Consider the following 17438-nt stretch of genomic DNA (forward strand, 5'->3'; position numbering starts at 1 on the left):
GGGACGATTTAGTAAAGAATCTTCTTTGATAGGTTGATTGGAGTGCAAGGGGCGAGACTACGGCTAGGAGAACGGGACAGGTGAGACCCACAGGCGCATACGCTGAGAAGGTAGGCGCTTGCGCCGGTAAGGCTCACCGCCCGCCCCGCGGAAAGCGAGCATCCTGAAACAGAAATCAACTACTCCCAAGGGCAACAAATTTTACAAAAACAGCCTAAATCATAGAAAAAGATAGATAGAAGGAAGTGTGAATCGTGGACGCTAGTATTCATCCGATTGACCGGGTTGCATTTGAACTAGGCCCCATTACCGTCTATTGGTATGGGGTTATTATCGGGCTTGGAGCTTTGCTCGGGCTTTGGATTGCCGTCAGGGAGTCTGAACGCCGCGGGCTTGGGAAAGATATGTTCGTGGACGTTGTTATGTGGGCAGTGCCGATCGCCATTATCTGTGCACGGATATATTATGTTGCCTTTGAATGGGATTTCTACAGTAAGCATCCCGAAAAAATTATTGCCATCTGGGAAGGCGGCATCGCCATCCATGGGGCGCTCATCGGTTCTTTTTTAACCGCTTTTATTTTTTCAAAAATCCGTGGCATTTCGTTCTGGAAACTGGCGGACATCGCGGCTCCCAGTATCATACTCGGCCAGGGAATCGGACGCTGGGGCAATTTTATGAATCAGGAAGCACACGGAGGCCCCGTCAGCCGCAGCTTTTTGGAAAACACCCTGCACCTGCCCGACTTTATCGTGAATCAAATGTACATTAATGGAACGTACTATCACCCTACTTTCTTATATGAATCACTTTGGGACTTGGCGGGATTTGTGATCCTGATGTTGTTAAGAAAAGCTAATCTCAAACGGGGTGAGCTGTTTTTCAGCTATGTCATCTGGTATTCGATCGGAAGATTTTTTGTTGAAGGACTGCGGACGGACAGCTTGATGCTCACCTCAACATTAAGGATTGCTCAAGTGATCTCTCTCGTACTGATCGCCGTGTCAATCATTTTAATCATCTACCGCCGCAAAGCGGGACTGTCTGAGAAGCGCTACCTGGAAGGGTAAGCCCTCTCGGCTGCCCTTTAAGTAAAAGCCAGACAGAACAACACGAAAGGACTCTCATGCTATGAAAATCAATACGGCTTTATTTGATTTAGACGGAACGCTTATCAACACGAACGAACTGATCATTGCCTCCTATCTTCATACGCTTGATAAGTTTTTCCCTGAACAATACAATCGCGAACATATTATTCCTCTGATGGGGATGCCCCTGACCGAAACGATGGAGCACTTTGACAAGAACCAAGTCAAAGAGCTCATTGAAACGTACAAAGACCATAACCTTTCTCACCATGATGAACTCGTTACAGAGTTTGAAGGGGTGATTGAAACGATCGAGACGCTGCATAAAAACGGCTACAAACTTGGCATCGTGACCACAAAGATGAGACGTTCCGTTAACCTGGGGCTTAAACTTGCCGGTCTTGACTGCTATTTTGATACGATCGTTACGCTCGATGATGTGGAGCGGGCCAAGCCTGATGCGGAACCTGTGGAAAAAGCACTGGCTCTACTGAATGCCAAGCCCGAGGAAGCCATTATGATTGGTGACAGCAAGTATGATATTCTGTCAGGAAAAAATGCGGGGACAAAAACAGCAGGAGTGGCCTGGACCATCCGTGGCCGTGAGTATCTTGAGGAGTTTTCACCAGATTATATGCTGGATGAAATGACGGACCTGCTGGCCATTTTAGGAGAGAAATAAAGTGAGAAAAACGGAACGGTACCCTGTTCAAGGCAAAAATTCGCTTTACCAGGTCTATGCCACGGTGCCTTTTTGGAAGGTGGCAAAGAATTTTGCTGCCATCCAGGTATCGCGCTATACTCCCTTTCTGCCCGTGAAAAACTGGATCTACCGAACTTTTCTCGGGATGAAGGTAGGAGAAGATACAGCGGTCGCCCTGATGGTGATGATGGATGTCATGTTTCCCGAGCGGATTTCGATTGGCCGAAATACGGTCATCGGTTATAACACGACGATTCTCGCACATGAATACTTGATCCGGGAGTACCGGCTTGGTGATGTGACCATCGGGGATGAAGTGATGATCGGTGCAAACAGCACGATCCTTCCAGGGGTCACGATTGGCCATGGTGCAGTTATTTCTGCAGGCACACTCGTTCATAAAGACGTACCCGCAGGGGCCTTTGTCGGCGGAAATCCCATGCAAATCATTTATACGAAAGAAGAAATGGAAGGCCGGGAGCGGGAAAAAAGTTGAATTTTGTCGTGCTTTCGGCTCTTGGGTTTTTATTGCGTAAGGAGTATACTAGAAACAAGACAACTCGGTAAGCAGGAGGGAAGAAACTTGAATCGAAAATCTTTTTCTATATTTTTTGTAAGAGATACATTCAAAGTAGGCCATCTCATGGACGATAGCACCATGGGTCAACATTCTGCATCCCAAGCCAGCAGCAACACAGAACTCCTTGCAACAAGAGACGCTTACCGTTTTCGCACTACAGTTTCCCGGTTAAAAGGAAGTGCATTTGTAAAGCACTATGAGCTGCATGATGATAAAGCCAGTATCTATTATTATGGTGATTATGCATCCTATCGCAGGCTAGTACCTCATTCTGCACTCGGGAAGGAAGACTACTTACACTACTTAGGCACTGAAGAAGCAGTGTACCAACTACTCCTTGATTCCACGGTTTATTTGCTGAAAGAACTCCATTTCCTTAATCATGTAAACATCGAAATTCCGAACCATGGTAAAAAATATACAGTCAACGTTTCACGGGACGAATTGGACGAACACCTGGATTGCCTTCTGTCTGAAATGAAGGACGGACACCATCACCGGTTTTATTTATTATGCCGGGATTTAGAAGTGGAAAAATTCGTATCTCAATTTGTAAAAGTTAAAAGGCTGCGCAGAAAACATTAAATTTTGCTGAGAAAAACCAATGCAGATACATGCATTGGTTTTTTATTTTGTTTGGCTTTGTTAAAGCATATTGTTGATTTCCAATCATAATGGACATCGCATACTGATGCTTAAAAGAGGCCCTCAAGTCTTTTTCTCCATGAAAAAGGGGTGATAGCTGGCGATGATAAGAGCCGGCTGATTTGTGAAACAAATGAAGCGCAAGAAAAGCAGATGGGAAAAAGCTTGCTTACAAGGGAGAGCCAAAGATCATCCTGGAAAAAAAGCTGTGAATGATCTATTGAATGAGTGATTCCATCATGTCTGCGTTCAGGGGACCAATATGAAGCTGGGCGATCGTGCCGCTTTTGTCTATGACATACGTCGTTGGTAAGGTAAACGCATGATACTTTCCACCCACCTTCCCCTTTTCATCATATAAAACAGGGAAGGTGACGTGATGCTTTTTGGCAAATGTCTTGGCCGCTTCACGTGAATCTTCTGATGTAAGATTCACGGCGAGAATGACCACATCTTTGCTTCGATGTTCTTTATAAAACCGCTGCATCTCCGGCATCTCAGCCTGGCACGGAGGGCACCAGCTGGCCCAAAAGTTCAGAAACACTGTTTTTCCTTTATATTGGGAAAGTGAGATCGTTTTCCCGTCCAAAGAGTTTAGTTTGAAATCAGGCGGGGTGTTGCCTCTTTTCAAACCTGATACTCCTGCTTCAGCAGCTGGAAGCTTTTTATTCTCGATAGTGGCGGTTCCTGCTAAAGAAAGCAAAACAAGAGCTGCTAGTACAAGCGAGCTGAGTCTGTGAACACGTTTGTTTTTCATGAAAAGAAGAACAAAAAATATCCCGCATGATACGGTGGAAAAGGCAGCGGACACGATGCTTTTTTCATAGAAAGCATGAACACCCTCGTAAAACATGCAGAAGGCAGTTCCGGAGAGTGTGCCAGTGAATAATAAAGAGGATGCTGATGCATGCGTTCTGCTCAGAGCAATTAAAACATACAAACCAGCAGCGATCGTCCCAAAAACCAGCCCCGGAGTGCCTCCTGAGAAATAGAGAAGGTAACTGGGGTGCTTAATCGTCAATAACGGGTGTAGAAAAAAATAGCTTATTTTCCATATGAAAAGGATAAGGGTTGCGGCATTCCAGACTAGATTGATTTCTGCATACCCTTTGTTTTCCTCTTTGGCTTTAAAATGCGCCACTCCATAAGCAAACATTCCAGATAACAATAGGAGCAAAAGCTGAGTGTTCAAGTGTAAGAGCCCCAGCTGAATAACTTCTGGCATCGATCATAACCGCCTTCCTTAAAAACATATGATTACTATTACCTTATCCACGGTAAGGGACAAGTATGATAGAGAAAATCATAAAAAGGGTGATGAATAATGAGTCGTGTAACGGATGAAATACGCTCAAGATTTAAATGTGTGAAATGCCAGCATGACCAATGCCAAACGAAGGAACTTGCCATGACAGGATCGGGCTTAAGCAAGCTTCTCGATATCCAGCATAACCATTATTTGTTTGTTTCGTGTGAGAACTGCGGATATGTGGAGGTTTACAATCCGTCCATTCTGGAAGGGAAGAAAGGGCAGCTCGGGACGATCATGGACATCTTCTTCGGATGAAAAAAGCTTCAGCAGCGGAACATCATGTTCTCGCTGTTGAAGCTTTTTTTTACGATTGACATGTCAAACCTCTCATACTGATGCTTGAGAGAGCCCCTCAAGTCATTTTTTATTTACAGCAGGGTTGGGATAGCTGGCTTTTTATAGGCCTCTTCAATCCAAACATACCCTAATTCAGCATCTTGGATAAACAATATGTCTTTTGTTACAAAAGATAGAATCCGACACCCATGATCAGGTAGGCTGCGAGAAGGGTCAAGCCTTCAAACCAGTTGGTATCCCCATCATTCGTAATGGAGATGGTCAGGAACACAGCCAAGACCATCGAAACGAGTTCAGGCAGTGAGAAGACAAGTGACATCTGCTTCTCAAAGAACATGGAAGCAAGAACTAGAACAGGAGCAACAAACATGGCGATCTGGAGTGTTGAACCGACGGCGATTTCAACAGTTACTCCAATTTTGTTTTTGTAGGCCATCAATACAGCAGAAGCATGTTCCGCTGCATTACCAACGATTGCGACGATGATAATCCCGATGAATACTTCGCTCCAGCCAAGTGCTCTGCCTACTTCTTCAAACGTATGCACGAGGTTTTCTGAAATGTACGCAACAGCCAAGGTTGCGAGGAATAGAACGTTGATTGATTTCTTCTTCGTCCACTCTGCTTCTTCTTCTTCATCATGCTCTCCGCCTTCCTCGTCATAGGCATAAACGCCGCGATGAGTCACAAGCTTAAAGTAGAGGGCAGCCAAGTAAAGGACGATCATGATCGCAGAAACCCATATGCTTAATGTAAAAGATTCGTGATTATCAAGTGTCAATGAGAATACTTCAGGGAAAACAAAAGCTACAACAATGGCAAAAATCATTAATCCCGCGTTGTGCTGGGCATCATGCACATTAAACTTTTGCCGTTTAAACTTCAAGCCGCCGATAAAGAACGAAAGTCCCCCGACAAGCAAAAGGTTCCCCAATACTGAACCTGTCAAAGATGCGAGCACGACTGAAACTAATCCAGCTTTTAAGGCGAAAATAGAAATGATCAGCTCTACGGCATTGCCAAAGGTGGCGTTAAGCAGCCCTCCGACCCTGGGGCCAACTGTAATGGCAAGGCTCTCGGTCGCTCTTCCCATGAATGAAGCCAGGGCAACAATCGTTACGCAGTAAATAATAAATGAAGCAACTGCCGGCCAATGCATCAGGCTGGCGGCGACAGATAAAGGAATTCCTAGTATAATTCCGATGAAAAAAATGCGATTAATCAATATGTATTCTCCTTTATAGTAGAGTTTTTTTGTGAAATACTAAATTAACTGCAGTGATTCCTATGTTTTTAGCTCCCATCAAGTATTCCCTTTTTCATCCTTCTGTAACGTATTTTATCGATAAAAGGGTCAAGCCTGCAAGTGTTGCCTTCCCGCTCTTTCGGTTGACGAATGACAAAAAGAGGTGTAGACTACAACGTATATTTTATCTCGGTAGTATATTAGCGAACTAAAGCAAAGTGAAGGTGTGAGTCAATGTCAAAGCCGTTTGTTTTCGAAAAACCAATGGGGATGAGAGATACTCTTCCCGTGTTATATCAAGTAAAACAGCAGGTTCGTAAGGTGATGGAACAAGAGATCAAAGGATGGGGCTATCAGTTCATTCAAACCCCTACTTTAGAATATTACGATACAGTAGGCGAAGCATCTGCGATCTTGGATCAGCAGCTCTTTAAACTAATGGATTCAGAAGGAAAAACGCTCGTCCTCAGGCCAGACATGACAGCGCCGATCGCCCGAGTGGTTTCTTCGAGCATGAAAGATGTTTCGTATCCCATTCGTCTGGCGTATGATTCGGCTGTATTCCGTTCACAGCAGCGGGAAGGAGGCCGCCCTGCAGAATTTGAACAAGTAGGAGTCGAACTGATTGGCGATGGAACATCAAGTGCAGATGCGGAGGTTATCGCGCTCATGGTGTCAGCCCTCTCAAAGGCAGGACTGCAAGAATTTAAAGTGGCCGTGGGGCATATTGGATTCCTTAATGAACTTTTTCTTGAAGTGCTCGGAAACGCTGAGCGAACAGAAGAACTTTTGCGATATTTATATGAAAAAAATTATGTAGGCTACGCCAGTCATGTGAAAAACCTGGCACTGTCGTCCATTGATAAAAAACGATTGCTGGATCTGCTTCACCTGCGAGGGGGGGAAGAGATCCTGGATGAGGCCAAAGGTATGTCAGCACCTGAAGGGAAAAAAGCAGTTGCTGATTTACAGGAGCTTTTTTCAATTTTAGATTTGTACGGAGTAAAAGATAAAGTCATCCTTGATTTTACGCTCTTCAGCCATATGAGCTATTACACGGGTATCGTATTCGAAGGATATACCAATGAGCTAGGCTTTCCGCTATGCAGCGGAGGGAGGTATGATCAGCTGCTCGGTGAATTCGGCAGGAGTGCGCAGGCGATCGGTTTCGGTATCCGGCTTGATTACTTGATCGAGGCATTGAACGTGAAAGAGCCACTTAACCCTCGGACATGCATCGTTTTTAGTCCGGAACGCAGAAAAGAAGCCATCGAAAAATCAAGAGAACTTCGCGAAAAAGGGCTATCTGCTATTGTTCAGGATATTTCAGGGGTCGGCAACGTTGATGAATACAGCGGCCGTTTTCAAGAAGTCATTTATTATATCGGCAAACCGGAGAAAGGGGAGGTACAATGAGCAGCTTATTAACGGTAGCAATGCCAAAAGGGCGGATTTTTCAGGAAGCAGTAGAGCTTTTGCGCCAGGCGGGTTATCCGCTGCCTCCCGAATTTGAAGATTCGAGAAAACTCATTATTGAAATAGAAGAAGCAGGGATGCGTTTTATCCTGGCCAAGCCGATGGACGTTCCCACTTATGTGGAGCACGGCGTTGCAGATGCAGGGATCGCTGGAAAAGACGTAATGCTTGAAGAAGAACGGGATGTATATGAAGTCCTGGACCTGAAAATCAGCGACTGTTATCTGGCTGTGGCCGGACTTCCCGGACAAAGAGAAAACTCAGTGGCACCCAAGATTGCGACGAAATATCCGAATGTGGCGGCACAGTATTTCCGGGAGCAGGGAGAACAGGTGGAGATCATCAAATTGAATGGATCCATTGAGCTCGCTCCGCTGATCGGATTGGCGGACCGCATTGTCGATATCGTTTCTACCGGAAGAACATTGAAGGAGAATGGCCTTGTAGAAATGGAGAAAATCCGGGAAATTACGTCCAGAATTATCGTCAATCCAGCGAGCTACCGCATGAAAGCAGGGGTTATTGATGATCTGGTCGAACGTCTTAGCAAAGTGGTAGAGAGCAAGGAGGAAGTACTGTGAAGATTGAGAGAGCGATAGACTTAAAAAGTTTAAAGCGAAACATCGATCAGGATTCTGAAGCACAGCTTTCTTCTGTTAAAAGTATCTTAAACCAGGTAAAAGAACAGGGAGATGCCGCGCTTTTTGAGCTGACAGAGAAGTTTGACGGGGTGCAGCTGAAGGAATTGCAGGTGTCACCAGAAGAAATTCAGCAGGCATACGATGAAATCGACGATGAAATGGTTGAAATCATAAAAGAAGCCGCCAGGAACATAGAGGAATACCATGTTCAGCAAAAAAAGCAATCATGGTTTTTTACTAGAAAGGATGGTACAGTGCTTGGCCAGAAAATTACACCGCTTGATTCCGTAGGCGTGTATGTTCCCGGTGGTACAGCAGCTTATCCTTCGTCTGTGCTTATGGGTGTAACACCAGCAAAGGTGGCCGGCGTAGAGCGGATCGTGCTGATTTCTCCGCCTGACAAAAACGGCAAGCTCCCGGCTGGTGTACTGGTAGCCGCCAATGAAAGCGGAGTGGCTGCGATCTATAAAAGCGGCGGAGCACAGGCCATTGGGGCTCTTGCTTATGGAACAGAAACGATCCAGAACGTAGATAAAATTGTTGGACCTGGAAACCTTTATGTGGCACTCGCGAAACGTGAAGTATTTGGAACGGTCGATATTGATATGATTGCAGGTCCGAGTGAAATCGCCTTATTGGCGGACCAGACAGCCAATCCTTCCTACATTGCGGCTGACTTGCTGTCACAGGCGGAGCATGATCCGAGATCAGCGGCTGTTTTGGTAACAACATCAGAAGTCCTGGCAGAACAAGTGGCAGAAGAAGTGGACAAGCAGCTGCAGACGCTTCCACGCAGAGAGATCGCAGAAGAAGCGGTGCGGAATTATGGAGCCATCTATCTTGTGGATACCTTAAAAGAAGGCATTGATTTGATCAATGAGATTGCTCCCGAGCATTTGGAAGTAATGACGGAAAGCCCGATGGAACTGCTGGGGCAAATTAAACATGCGGGAGCAATTTTTCTTGGCCAGAACAGCTCAGAGCCTGTTGGCGATTACTTTGCCGGCAGCAACCATGTTTTGCCGACCAGTGGAACCGCACGTTTTTCATCTCCGCTCAATGTGGACGATTTTACGAAAAAATCAAGTATCATCATGTACAGTGAAACAGCCATTAAGGATAATGCTAAAAAGATAGCCGCATTTGCCCGGCTCGAAGGACTGGAAGCACACGCACGGGCAGTAGAGAAGCGATTGGGGGAAACCGAACATGAGTAACCGAACCTATTCAATAGAAAGAAATACAAAAGAAACGCAGATCGCCCTGGAGTTTTCCATTGATGGCGAAGGACAATCGGACATCGACACACCTGTTCCTTTCTTAAACCACATGCTGGACGGGTTTACCCGGCATGGCTTATTTAATCTATCGGTGAAAGCCACAGGCGATACGGAGATTGATGATCACCACACGACAGAGGATGTTGGAATCTGTCTTGGAACAGCAATCAAGGAAGCACTTGGCGATAAAAAGGGGATTAAGCGCTATGGGAACGCTTTTGTGCCGATGGATGAAACCCTTGCCCAAGTGGCCATCGACTTAAGCAACCGTCCTCATCTTGAGTTTCGCGCAGAATTTCCTTCTCAAAAGGTAGGGACATTTGATACGGAGCTTGTGCACGAGTTTTTCTGGAAGCTTGCACTGGAAGCACGAATGAATCTTCATGTGATTGTGCATTACGGAACAAACACCCATCATATGATTGAAGCCGTCTTTAAGGCCTTCGCGAAAGCGTTAGATGAAGCGACACTTATCGATCCCCGTGTGAAGGGTGTTCCTTCAACAAAGGGGATGTTATAAATGATCGGCATTATCGATTACGGGATGGGGAACCTGCACTCCGTAAGTTCCGCCCTCAAACGCCTTGATCAGCCTTACTTTCTTTCTGATCAAAAAGAAGAGCTGGCAAAAGCAGATAAGCTTCTCCTGCCGGGTGTAGGATCGTTTAAGGATGCCATGGCCATTTTAAACGGAACAGGGCTGGCAGATTTTATTAAAGAAGAAGCCGCTGCAGGAAAGCCGCTGCTCGGTATCTGCCTCGGCATGCAGCTTCTTTTTGAAGAAAGCGAGGAAAATGGCATCACCAAAGGGTTAGGTCTGCTTCCCGGAACAGTCGAACGTTTCTCAGGAAAAACGAGCAGCGGTGAGACGTACAAAGTGCCGCATATGGGCTGGAATAAGCTTGAGTACAACCGAACTTCTCCGCTGATTGAAAACCTGGATGAAGGCTATGTTTATTTTGTTCATTCCTATGCGGTCCAAACGGGTGACAGCGATTGTTTGATTGCCCAGGCGCAATACGGTGGCCAAAGCGTGCCCGCTGTAGTCGGACAGAACAATATTTTCGGTACACAATTTCATCCGGAAAAAAGTTCAGAAGTCGGCATGACGATTTTAAGCAATTTTTGCAATCTGGCAGAGGAGGCGAAGGCATGAGTGAATTTTTATTGTATCCAGCCATTGATATGCGCGGCGGGAAATGCGTAAGGCTGCTGCAGGGAGATTATAATCAGGAAACCGTTTATGGAGATTCCCCTTTTGACATGGCCAAGCAATTCGCAGAAGCAGGTGCAAAATGGATTCATATGGTTGATCTTGATGGTGCAAAGGCGGGGGAGAGGGTCAATCACCAGCATGCTGTCCGAGTCGCCAAAGAACTTCAGGTTTCTGTACAAATAGGAGGCGGAATACGCACGGAAGAGGATGTGGCCTTCTATCTGGAAGAGGGAGTGAACCGTGTGATCTTGGGAAGCGCGGCGATTTCCAATCCGGAGTTTGTACTAAAAATGCTTCGTACTTACGGAGAACGGATTGCAATTGGCATTGATGCTCGAGACGGCTATGTGGCGACTGAAGGATGGCTGAACATGTCTGAGATCAAAGCGGCTGATCTTGCTGAGCGGCTGTCGAATGAAGGAGCAGAGACGTTTATTTTTACAGATATTTCGAAGGACGGTACCCTGCAAGGGCCGAACACCGAAGCGATCGGCCAGCTAGCCGGTCTAACGGGTAAAAACGTGATCGCATCAGGAGGAATCAGCTCTCTGGCTGATCTTGAGGCGCTGAAAAAAGACCACCGCGGCATCGGCGGTGCGATTATCGGGAAAGCCCTGTACACAGGCAGATTTACACTAGAGGAAGCGCTGGAGAAGGTGAAATAAATGCTGACAAAACGAATCATTCCCTGTCTTGATGTCAAAGAAGGCAGAGTTGTAAAAGGCGTACAGTTCGTCAACCTCATTGACGCTGGTGATCCGGTCGAGCTTGCAGCTTTTTATGACCGGGAAGGCGCGGATGAGCTTGTCTTTCTTGATATTTCCGCTTCTCATGAAGGCCGGCAGACGATGATCGATGTTGTGGACCGGGTGGCGAGCCAGCTCGCCATCCCGTTTACCGTAGGTGGCGGCATCAATTCACTGGAAGACATGAAACGTGTGCTGCGAGCAGGCGCCGATAAGGTTTCTGTTAATACAGCTGCACTTTTGCGCCCTGAGCTCATTACAGAAGGCGCTGATTACTTCGGTTCCCAATGTATTGTCACAGCGATCGATGCCAAGTATGATGAATCTCTTGGTTCTTGGCGTGTCTATACTCATGGGGGCAGGAAACCGACCGAGTGGGAAGTAACGGCATGGGCGAAAGAGGCGGTCAAGCGGGGTGCAGGCGAAATTTTGCTGACGAGCATGGATCAGGACGGAGAAAAGAGCGGTTTTAATCTGGCACTGACGAAAGCAGTAAGTGAAGCAGTTACGGTTCCTCTCATCGCATCCGGCGGAGCGGGGAATGCACAGCACTTCCATGAAGCTTTTACAGAAGGAAAAGCAGATGCAGGTCTTGCTGCCAGCATCTTTCATTATAAGGAAACGTCGGTTAGAGAAGTAAAGAAAGAGCTAAAAGAAAAAGGAGTGGTGATCCGATGAATGTGTCTTCCGTAAAGTTTGATGAAAAAGGGCTGGTGCCGGCCATCGTTCAGGACGCCCGTACGAAAACGGTGCTTACCCTTGCGTATATGAATGAAGAGTCGCTGAAAAAAACACTCGAGATTGGTGAAACGGTATTCTACAGCCGTTCTCGCCAGGAGCTCTGGCACAAGGGTGAAACGTCCGGCAACACGCAAAAAGTCGTGGACATCCGCATGGACTGCGACCAGGATGCGCTCGTCGTGTTTGTCGATCCGAAGGGGCCTGCGTGCCATACCGGGGCTGAGAGTTGTTTTTCTGGGGAAGCATCCCTGCGAGGTTCGGTGCCAGTCACCGATGGATCAGCCACTGAAGGGAAAACATCCTACGGGGATGTTGTTCCGGGCAAAGCAGGAGGAAGTAAATCTCCTGAAATACTTAATGTGCTGCAGGGGCTGATTGCCGAGCGAGAGCGGCAGATGCCTGAGGGAGCATACACTACCTATCTTTTTGATAAAGGTGTGGACAAGATATTGAAAAAGGTCGGAGAAGAAGCTTCAGAGGTGATCATTGCTGCGAAAAATCGCGACAAAGAAGAACTGAAATGGGAAGCCGCCGACTTGATTTATCACCTTCTTGTCCTTTTGCAGGAACAAAAGCTTCCGTTTGCTGAAGTTTTGGGCGTATTAGAAGAGCGACATACTTCCAAGGATCGAAAATAAAGAGTAATTGTGGGGCCGCCGGGATGTTCGGCGGCCTTTTTGTGCGATGAAATGATGGAATTGAGCCAACTGGAGAATAATTAGAGTCTAACTCAAATTAATTGAGCCAAACAAGCACTTAATTGATCCAATCTAACTATTCAGACTTCTTCACCACCACAACAACCGCCTCCAAACCAAAACACCTGGAATTAACTTGAATTCTCCCGCTGAATACACTAAACTAGTTAAAAACCAAAAGAGATAAAAGTAATGAGAGGAATCAGTAGTAGTTATCTCCCTGTTTCAGAGAGCCGGTGGGTGGTGAGAACCGGTCACAGATAAGTATGAATTACCTCCTCGAACTTTCTTTGTGAACCGGTCATTCATTTCAGATCAGTAGCAGAGAACGGCCTGAACCGTTAATTCGCTTGAGTGGAAGCTTTAAGCTTCAACAAGGGTGGTACCGCGTGTAAAAACCACGTCCCTTTTTTAGGGATGTGGTTTTTTAAATTTTTAAGGAGGAATGATTAGGATGAAAGACTTGATTCAACGATTGTCAGCTGACCAAAAAAGCGAGCTGGAGCGGCAATATGCACTGTATGCCAATGGTGTACAGGAGATCATTCCTGCGGACGAGTTTAAACAGAAGATCGCGAAGTCTTTGCTTAAGAATAAGCCTTTAAAAGTAAAGCTTGGCTTGGATCCCTCTGCTCCGGACGTTCATATCGGACACACGGTCGTTCTGCAGAAGCTGAAGCAGTTTCAGCAAAACGGGCACATTATCCAGCTCATTATTGGTGATTTTACAGGCAAGATCGGGGATCCTACCGGCAAATCCGCTGTACGGAAGCAGCTTACTGATGAAGAAGTGAAACACAATGCGAAGACCTATTTTGAGCAGTTCGGCAAAGTGCTGAATATGGAAAAGGTGGAGCTTCATTATAATGCCGACTGGCTTTCTAAATTGAACTTTGAGGATGTCATCCAGTTGGCAGGCAAAATAACCGTTGCGCGGCTTCTTGAACGAAATGATTTTACAGAGCGGATCTCTACGGGCAAGCCGATCTCTCTTCATGAATTCTTTTACCCGCTCATGCAAGGCTACGATTCTGTTGTTCTGGAAAGTGATCTTGAACTCGGGGGAACCGATCAGCATTTTAACGTGCTGATGGGGAGGCACCTGCAGGAACACTATAAAAAAGAGAAGCAGGCCGTGATCCTGCTGCCTTTACTTGAAGGTCTTGACGGTGTTGAAAAGATGTCAAAATCAAAAGGCAACTACATTGGAATCAATGAAGAGCCGAATGAGATGTTCGGCAAAACGATGTCCATTCCTGATGAACTGATGCCGAAGTATATTGATTTGGCCACAGACTACACGGTGGATGAAAAGAACAAGCTGAAAGAAGATCTAAAAGAAGGCACCCTTCACCCTCGTGACGCGAAAATCCAGCTAGGCAAGACTTTTGTCCGGATGTTCCACGGAAAGGAAGCAGCAGAAAAAGCAGAACAGCATTTTCTGCGTGTTTTCCAAAAAGGAGCATTGCCTGAAGAAATCCCGGAAGTGAAGTGGAATGGCGATCGAAATGTTGCTGTCGTTGAACTTCTTGTTGACCTGCAGTTGTTAAGTTCCAAAAGTGAAGCCCGGAAAATGATTCAGAACGGCGGGGTGAAGCTTAATGGAAAAAAGGTGTCAGACGTAAAACTTGAGATTGAGATAAAAGATGATACAATCGTTCAAGTAGGAAAAAGAAAGTTTGTTAAATTAACTGTATAAATTGAGGCCACCGTTTTCCGCTTCAGGAGACGGTGGTTTTCTGTCATAAGAAGCTTCTGGACAAAAACAGCAATATTTTTTCCATTTGCTTGCTGTTTTTTAAAGATCCATAGATTAAAATGAAATCTTAATAAAACCTTTGTCGAAAGTTTCATTGACAAAGTTTAAAAAGGGTATGTAAGACGCTTTTGGTGTATGGTATACTTTTTTGGGTTGAAAACGAACGGCTAGAAATAAAGGCTATGTAATATGCTTTTTACATAGAAATTGGAGGAAAGAATGAAAAAGGAAAATCACGCGGAAAGTGACATGCGCATACTTCCTTTCATGCAGGATGGAGAATATTATTTCCACCGGGGTATTAAAGCTTACCAAAAGAAGGATTTAGATAAAGCAAGAAAATTATTTGAACGAGCTGTGTACCTGCAGCCCGAAGAACCGGCATTTTATTGCCAGCTCGCATCCACATTGGCCGAGCTGGGTGAATATGATAAATCTAACCTGTATTTAGTGCAGGTGCTTGAAACAATGGGACAGGACATTAGTGAGTGTTACTTTTTTATGGCAAACAACTATGCGCATTTGGGAATGTTTTCAGAAGCCGAAACCTATGCCTCGCTTTATATGAAAAAAGATCCTGACGGTGAATTTTTTGATGATGCACTTGAACTGATCGATTTGATCAATTTTGAGACCGGAAGTGAAGCTTTAACAGAGGAAGAGGAATTGATCATCGGCCATGAAGAGGCCCGGCACAGTATTGAAAAAGGGGACTTGAAGGAAGCAAAAAAACAGCTGGCTGAACTCATCAGCAAGCATCCTGCGTTTTGGGCTGCGTATAACAATCTTGCTCTTACTCATTTTTATTTAAATGAATTTGAGGAAGCATTGAACGTGCTCACGTCCATCCTGGATAAAAATCCGGGCAATTTGAATGCCCTCTGTAATCTTGCTATTTTTTACGAGCAATTGGGGAAAAAAGAAGAGGCTGCTGAAATGGTTGAGGGGTTGAAAAAGGTCTATCCAATTCATCCGGACCATCGCTATAAACTCGGCAGCACGTTCGGCATCTTTAATGAGCATGCCTGGGCTAACCGCTGGCTGGCATCCATCAACAAACATTACTACTACAATGATCCTTCCTATCTTCATTTACTGGCTGTTTCATTCTATGCGCTTGGCCGGACAGAGCGGGCAATGAACTGCTGGTCAAAGGCACAGGAACTTGATCCGAAAAGCCAGGTCGCTTCTTATTATCTTGAGAAAGCACAAAATGACGAGCTGACTGTCACGGGCGCTGATTATCAATACCGGGCGCCTTCGAATGTGAAACAGGAGAATACCCAAAAAAGGGATTTCATGCAGCGCTTTAATAACGTGGCACGCGGTCTGCAAAAAAGTAAATTGGTGCATTTAACCTTACTGCGTGGGAATAATAGCGAAGAAAACATTGAAACCCTACAGGAATTTTGCACAAGGGATGATGAACATACCGTCCTTAAAGAAGTAGCGGCCAGTCTTTTAGTAGAGATGAGTCCGGGTACAAAGGTTTCCATTCAAGGAGAAGATGGAGAGCAGATCATAGAGAATGTTTCTCCGACCATTGCAAGTGGGCTGAGCATCCTTTCTATCATGAAGGAATATGGAGCTTCCATTGATGACGATGTGACGTTCTTATGGCTGGAAACGATGATTCTGGCTCGTTCTGACAGCTCGCTGCTCAGAAATGATAAGGCGATTGCTGCGGCTATTGATTATGTATCCAGAAAACGAAAAGACGGAGCAACTCAGCGCCAGATCGCCGAGCTGTATGGGATAACGGTTTCCATGCTCTCCTCGCGCATTCAATTTATCAAAAGAGGTCTTGAACGGGTAGATTGAGCAAATCTATGGACGAAAAAGCCTTTGGCCGATACCATGTAACTACAATATAAAGATTTGCAGACAGATGTTCTGGGGAAGGATCAAAGGAGTGGATCATGATGAGTGAAGAAAAAATTTACGACGTTATAATCATCGGTGCAGGTCCTGCGGGCATGACTGCGGCTGTCTATACGTCCAGGGCAAACCTCAGCACATTGATGCTTGAGCGCGGAATCCCGGGTGGACAGATGGCCAATACGGAAGATGTAGAGAACTATCCAGGGTTTGAAACGATCTTGGGGCCTGAACTGTCCAATAAAATGTTTGAACATGCGAAAAAATTCGGCGCGGAGTATGCTTACGGTGATGTGAAAGAGATCATCGACGGCGAGGAATACAAAACGGTCGTATCCGGAAGGAAAGAATTTAAAGCAAGATCGATCATTATAGGAACGGGCGCAGAATATAAAAAGCTAGGAGTTCCAGGTGAAAAGGAACTTGGCGGACGCGGCGTTTCCTATTGTGCGGTATGTGACGGAGCGTTCTTTAAAAATAAAGAGCTCGTTGTTGTCGGCGGGGGAGACTCTGCGGTTGAAGAAGGTGTCTACCTTACACGTTTTGCGAGCAAAGTAACCATCGTACATCGCCGTGATAAATTGCGTGCCCAGCAGATTCTTCAGCAGCGTGCTTTTGATAATGAGAAAGTCGATTTCTTATATAACCATACCGTTAAAGAAATCCACGGTGAGAACAATAAGGTCAGCAAATTAACGCTTGTCAGCACCGAGACTGGTGAAGAGCGTGAGTTTTCTGCAGACGGCGTATTCATCTACGTTGGTATGCTTCCCTTGAATGGCGCTTTCGTCAATTTGGGGATTACAAACGAAGCGGGTTATGTTGAAACGAATGAGCTTATGGAAACAAGGATTCCCGGCATTTTTGCTGCAGGCGATGTAAGGGAAAAAACACTACGCCAAATCGTTACAGCTACGGGGGACGGAAGTATTGCCGCCCAATCGGCACAGCATTTTGTCGAGGAATTAAAAGAAAGAATGAAAGCATAAATTCGTAATTCTGTTTTAATCAGACTGTAACAGTGGTGAAATAAAAATGGGGTACTATAAATAATAAGAAATTGACCCCCTTTTTATAAATTGCAAGACTTTTGGCGCGGAAGCATTCCGCGCCCTTTTTTTGTGGAATA

18 protein-coding genes and 1 other annotated feature are annotated in these 17438 nt (G+C 45.6%); of the genes, 16 read left to right on the forward strand and 2 right to left on the reverse strand.

What is annotated here, in order from left to right:
* Positions 1 to 254: 254 nt before the first annotated feature.
* From lgt to P4361_RS05065, 4 genes are all read left to right on the forward strand, one after another.
* Positions 255 to 1070: a prolipoprotein diacylglyceryl transferase gene (gene lgt, locus P4361_RS05050; RefSeq protein WP_091002960.1), complete on the forward strand. Its 816-nt coding sequence runs from the start codon at positions 255 to 257 to the stop codon at positions 1068 to 1070.
* A 61-nt stretch (positions 1071 to 1131) separates the two neighbouring features.
* Positions 1132 to 1773, forward strand: a complete 642-nt coding sequence (gene ppaX / locus P4361_RS05055; RefSeq protein WP_062237938.1) for a pyrophosphatase PpaX — start codon at positions 1132 to 1134, stop codon at positions 1771 to 1773.
* 1 nt (position 1774) lies between these two features.
* Positions 1775 to 2290: an acyltransferase gene (locus P4361_RS05060; protein ID WP_328088483.1), complete on the forward strand. Its 516-nt coding sequence runs from the start codon at positions 1775 to 1777 to the stop codon at positions 2288 to 2290.
* An 87-nt stretch (positions 2291 to 2377) separates the two neighbouring features.
* Positions 2378 to 2959 carry a hypothetical protein gene (locus P4361_RS05065; RefSeq protein WP_328088484.1) on the forward strand — a complete coding sequence of 194 codons (582 nt, stop codon included), beginning with the start codon at positions 2378 to 2380 and terminating at the stop codon, positions 2957 to 2959.
* A 277-nt stretch (positions 2960 to 3236) separates the two neighbouring features.
* On the opposite strand, the gene P4361_RS05070 is transcribed toward P4361_RS05065, so the two are convergent.
* Positions 3237 to 4244: a TlpA disulfide reductase family protein gene (locus P4361_RS05070; protein ID WP_328088485.1), complete on the reverse strand. Its 1008-nt coding sequence runs from the start codon at positions 4242 to 4244 to the stop codon at positions 3237 to 3239.
* A gap of 99 nt (positions 4245 to 4343) precedes the next feature.
* Between P4361_RS05070 and P4361_RS05075 the strand changes: the two genes are divergently transcribed.
* On the forward strand, positions 4344 to 4586 hold the full coding sequence (locus P4361_RS05075; protein ID WP_053357070.1) for a zinc ribbon domain-containing protein: 243 nt from the start codon (positions 4344 to 4346) through the stop codon (positions 4584 to 4586).
* 205 nt (positions 4587 to 4791) lie between these two features.
* Here P4361_RS05075 and cax read toward each other — a convergent pair whose 3' ends face one another.
* Positions 4792 to 5856: a calcium/proton exchanger gene (cax, locus tag P4361_RS05080; RefSeq protein WP_328088509.1), complete on the reverse strand. Its 1065-nt coding sequence runs from the start codon at positions 5854 to 5856 to the stop codon at positions 4792 to 4794.
* A gap of 252 nt (positions 5857 to 6108) precedes the next feature.
* Here cax and P4361_RS05085 point away from each other — a divergent pair, with 252 nt between their 5' ends.
* From P4361_RS05085 to trxB, 11 genes are all read left to right on the forward strand, one after another.
* Complete coding sequence (locus P4361_RS05085; protein WP_328088486.1) at positions 6109 to 7290, forward strand: ATP phosphoribosyltransferase regulatory subunit; 1182 nt, start codon at positions 6109 to 6111, stop codon at positions 7288 to 7290.
* Positions 7287 to 7931 (forward strand): ATP phosphoribosyltransferase, encoded by a 645-nt coding sequence (hisG, locus tag P4361_RS05090; protein WP_328088487.1) that lies wholly within the window; start codon positions 7287 to 7289, stop codon positions 7929 to 7931. The genes P4361_RS05085 and hisG overlap by 4 nt, the downstream gene beginning before the upstream one ends.
* Positions 7928 to 9208 (forward strand): histidinol dehydrogenase, encoded by a 1281-nt coding sequence (hisD, locus tag P4361_RS05095; protein ID WP_328088488.1) that lies wholly within the window; start codon positions 7928 to 7930, stop codon positions 9206 to 9208. Before hisG ends, hisD begins: the two co-directional genes overlap by 4 nt.
* Complete coding sequence (gene hisB / locus P4361_RS05100) at positions 9201 to 9791, forward strand: imidazoleglycerol-phosphate dehydratase HisB (RefSeq protein ID WP_062237961.1); 591 nt, start codon at positions 9201 to 9203, stop codon at positions 9789 to 9791. Before hisD ends, hisB begins: the two co-directional genes overlap by 8 nt.
* Positions 9792 to 10427, forward strand: coding sequence for an imidazole glycerol phosphate synthase subunit HisH (hisH, locus tag P4361_RS05105; protein ID WP_053357076.1), 636 nt, complete (start codon positions 9792 to 9794; stop codon positions 10425 to 10427).
* Complete coding sequence (hisA, locus tag P4361_RS05110; RefSeq protein WP_062237963.1) at positions 10424 to 11152, forward strand: 1-(5-phosphoribosyl)-5-[(5-phosphoribosylamino)methylideneamino]imidazole-4-carboxamide isomerase; 729 nt, start codon at positions 10424 to 10426, stop codon at positions 11150 to 11152. The genes hisH and hisA overlap by 4 nt, the downstream gene beginning before the upstream one ends.
* The gene (gene hisF / locus P4361_RS05115; RefSeq protein ID WP_256224549.1) at positions 11153 to 11911 is read left to right on the forward strand and encodes an imidazole glycerol phosphate synthase subunit HisF; all 759 of its coding nucleotides are present in this window, start codon (positions 11153 to 11155) and stop codon (positions 11909 to 11911) included.
* Positions 11908 to 12612, forward strand: a complete 705-nt coding sequence (gene hisIE / locus P4361_RS05120) for a bifunctional phosphoribosyl-AMP cyclohydrolase/phosphoribosyl-ATP diphosphatase HisIE (protein ID WP_328088489.1) — start codon at positions 11908 to 11910, stop codon at positions 12610 to 12612. Before hisF ends, hisIE begins: the two co-directional genes overlap by 4 nt.
* A gap of 243 nt (positions 12613 to 12855) precedes the next feature.
* Positions 12856 to 13083: a binding site (T-box leader), on the forward strand.
* A gap of 43 nt (positions 13084 to 13126) precedes the next feature.
* Positions 13127 to 14371, forward strand: coding sequence for a tyrosine--tRNA ligase (tyrS, locus tag P4361_RS05125; protein ID WP_328088490.1), 1245 nt, complete (start codon positions 13127 to 13129; stop codon positions 14369 to 14371).
* A 279-nt stretch (positions 14372 to 14650) separates the two neighbouring features.
* Entirely contained in the window at positions 14651 to 16252 is a 1602-nt protein-coding gene (locus P4361_RS05130; protein ID WP_328088491.1) for a tetratricopeptide repeat protein, read from the forward strand.
* Positions 16253 to 16353: 101 nt separating this feature from the next.
* Positions 16354 to 17298, forward strand: a complete 945-nt coding sequence (gene trxB / locus P4361_RS05135) for a thioredoxin-disulfide reductase (protein ID WP_062237972.1) — start codon at positions 16354 to 16356, stop codon at positions 17296 to 17298.
* Positions 17299 to 17438 lie beyond the last annotated feature (140 nt).

Source organism: Fictibacillus sp. B-59209, from assembly GCF_036216745.1.
Classification (GTDB): domain Bacteria; phylum Bacillota; class Bacilli; order Bacillales; family Fictibacillaceae; genus Fictibacillus_C; species Fictibacillus_C marinisediminis.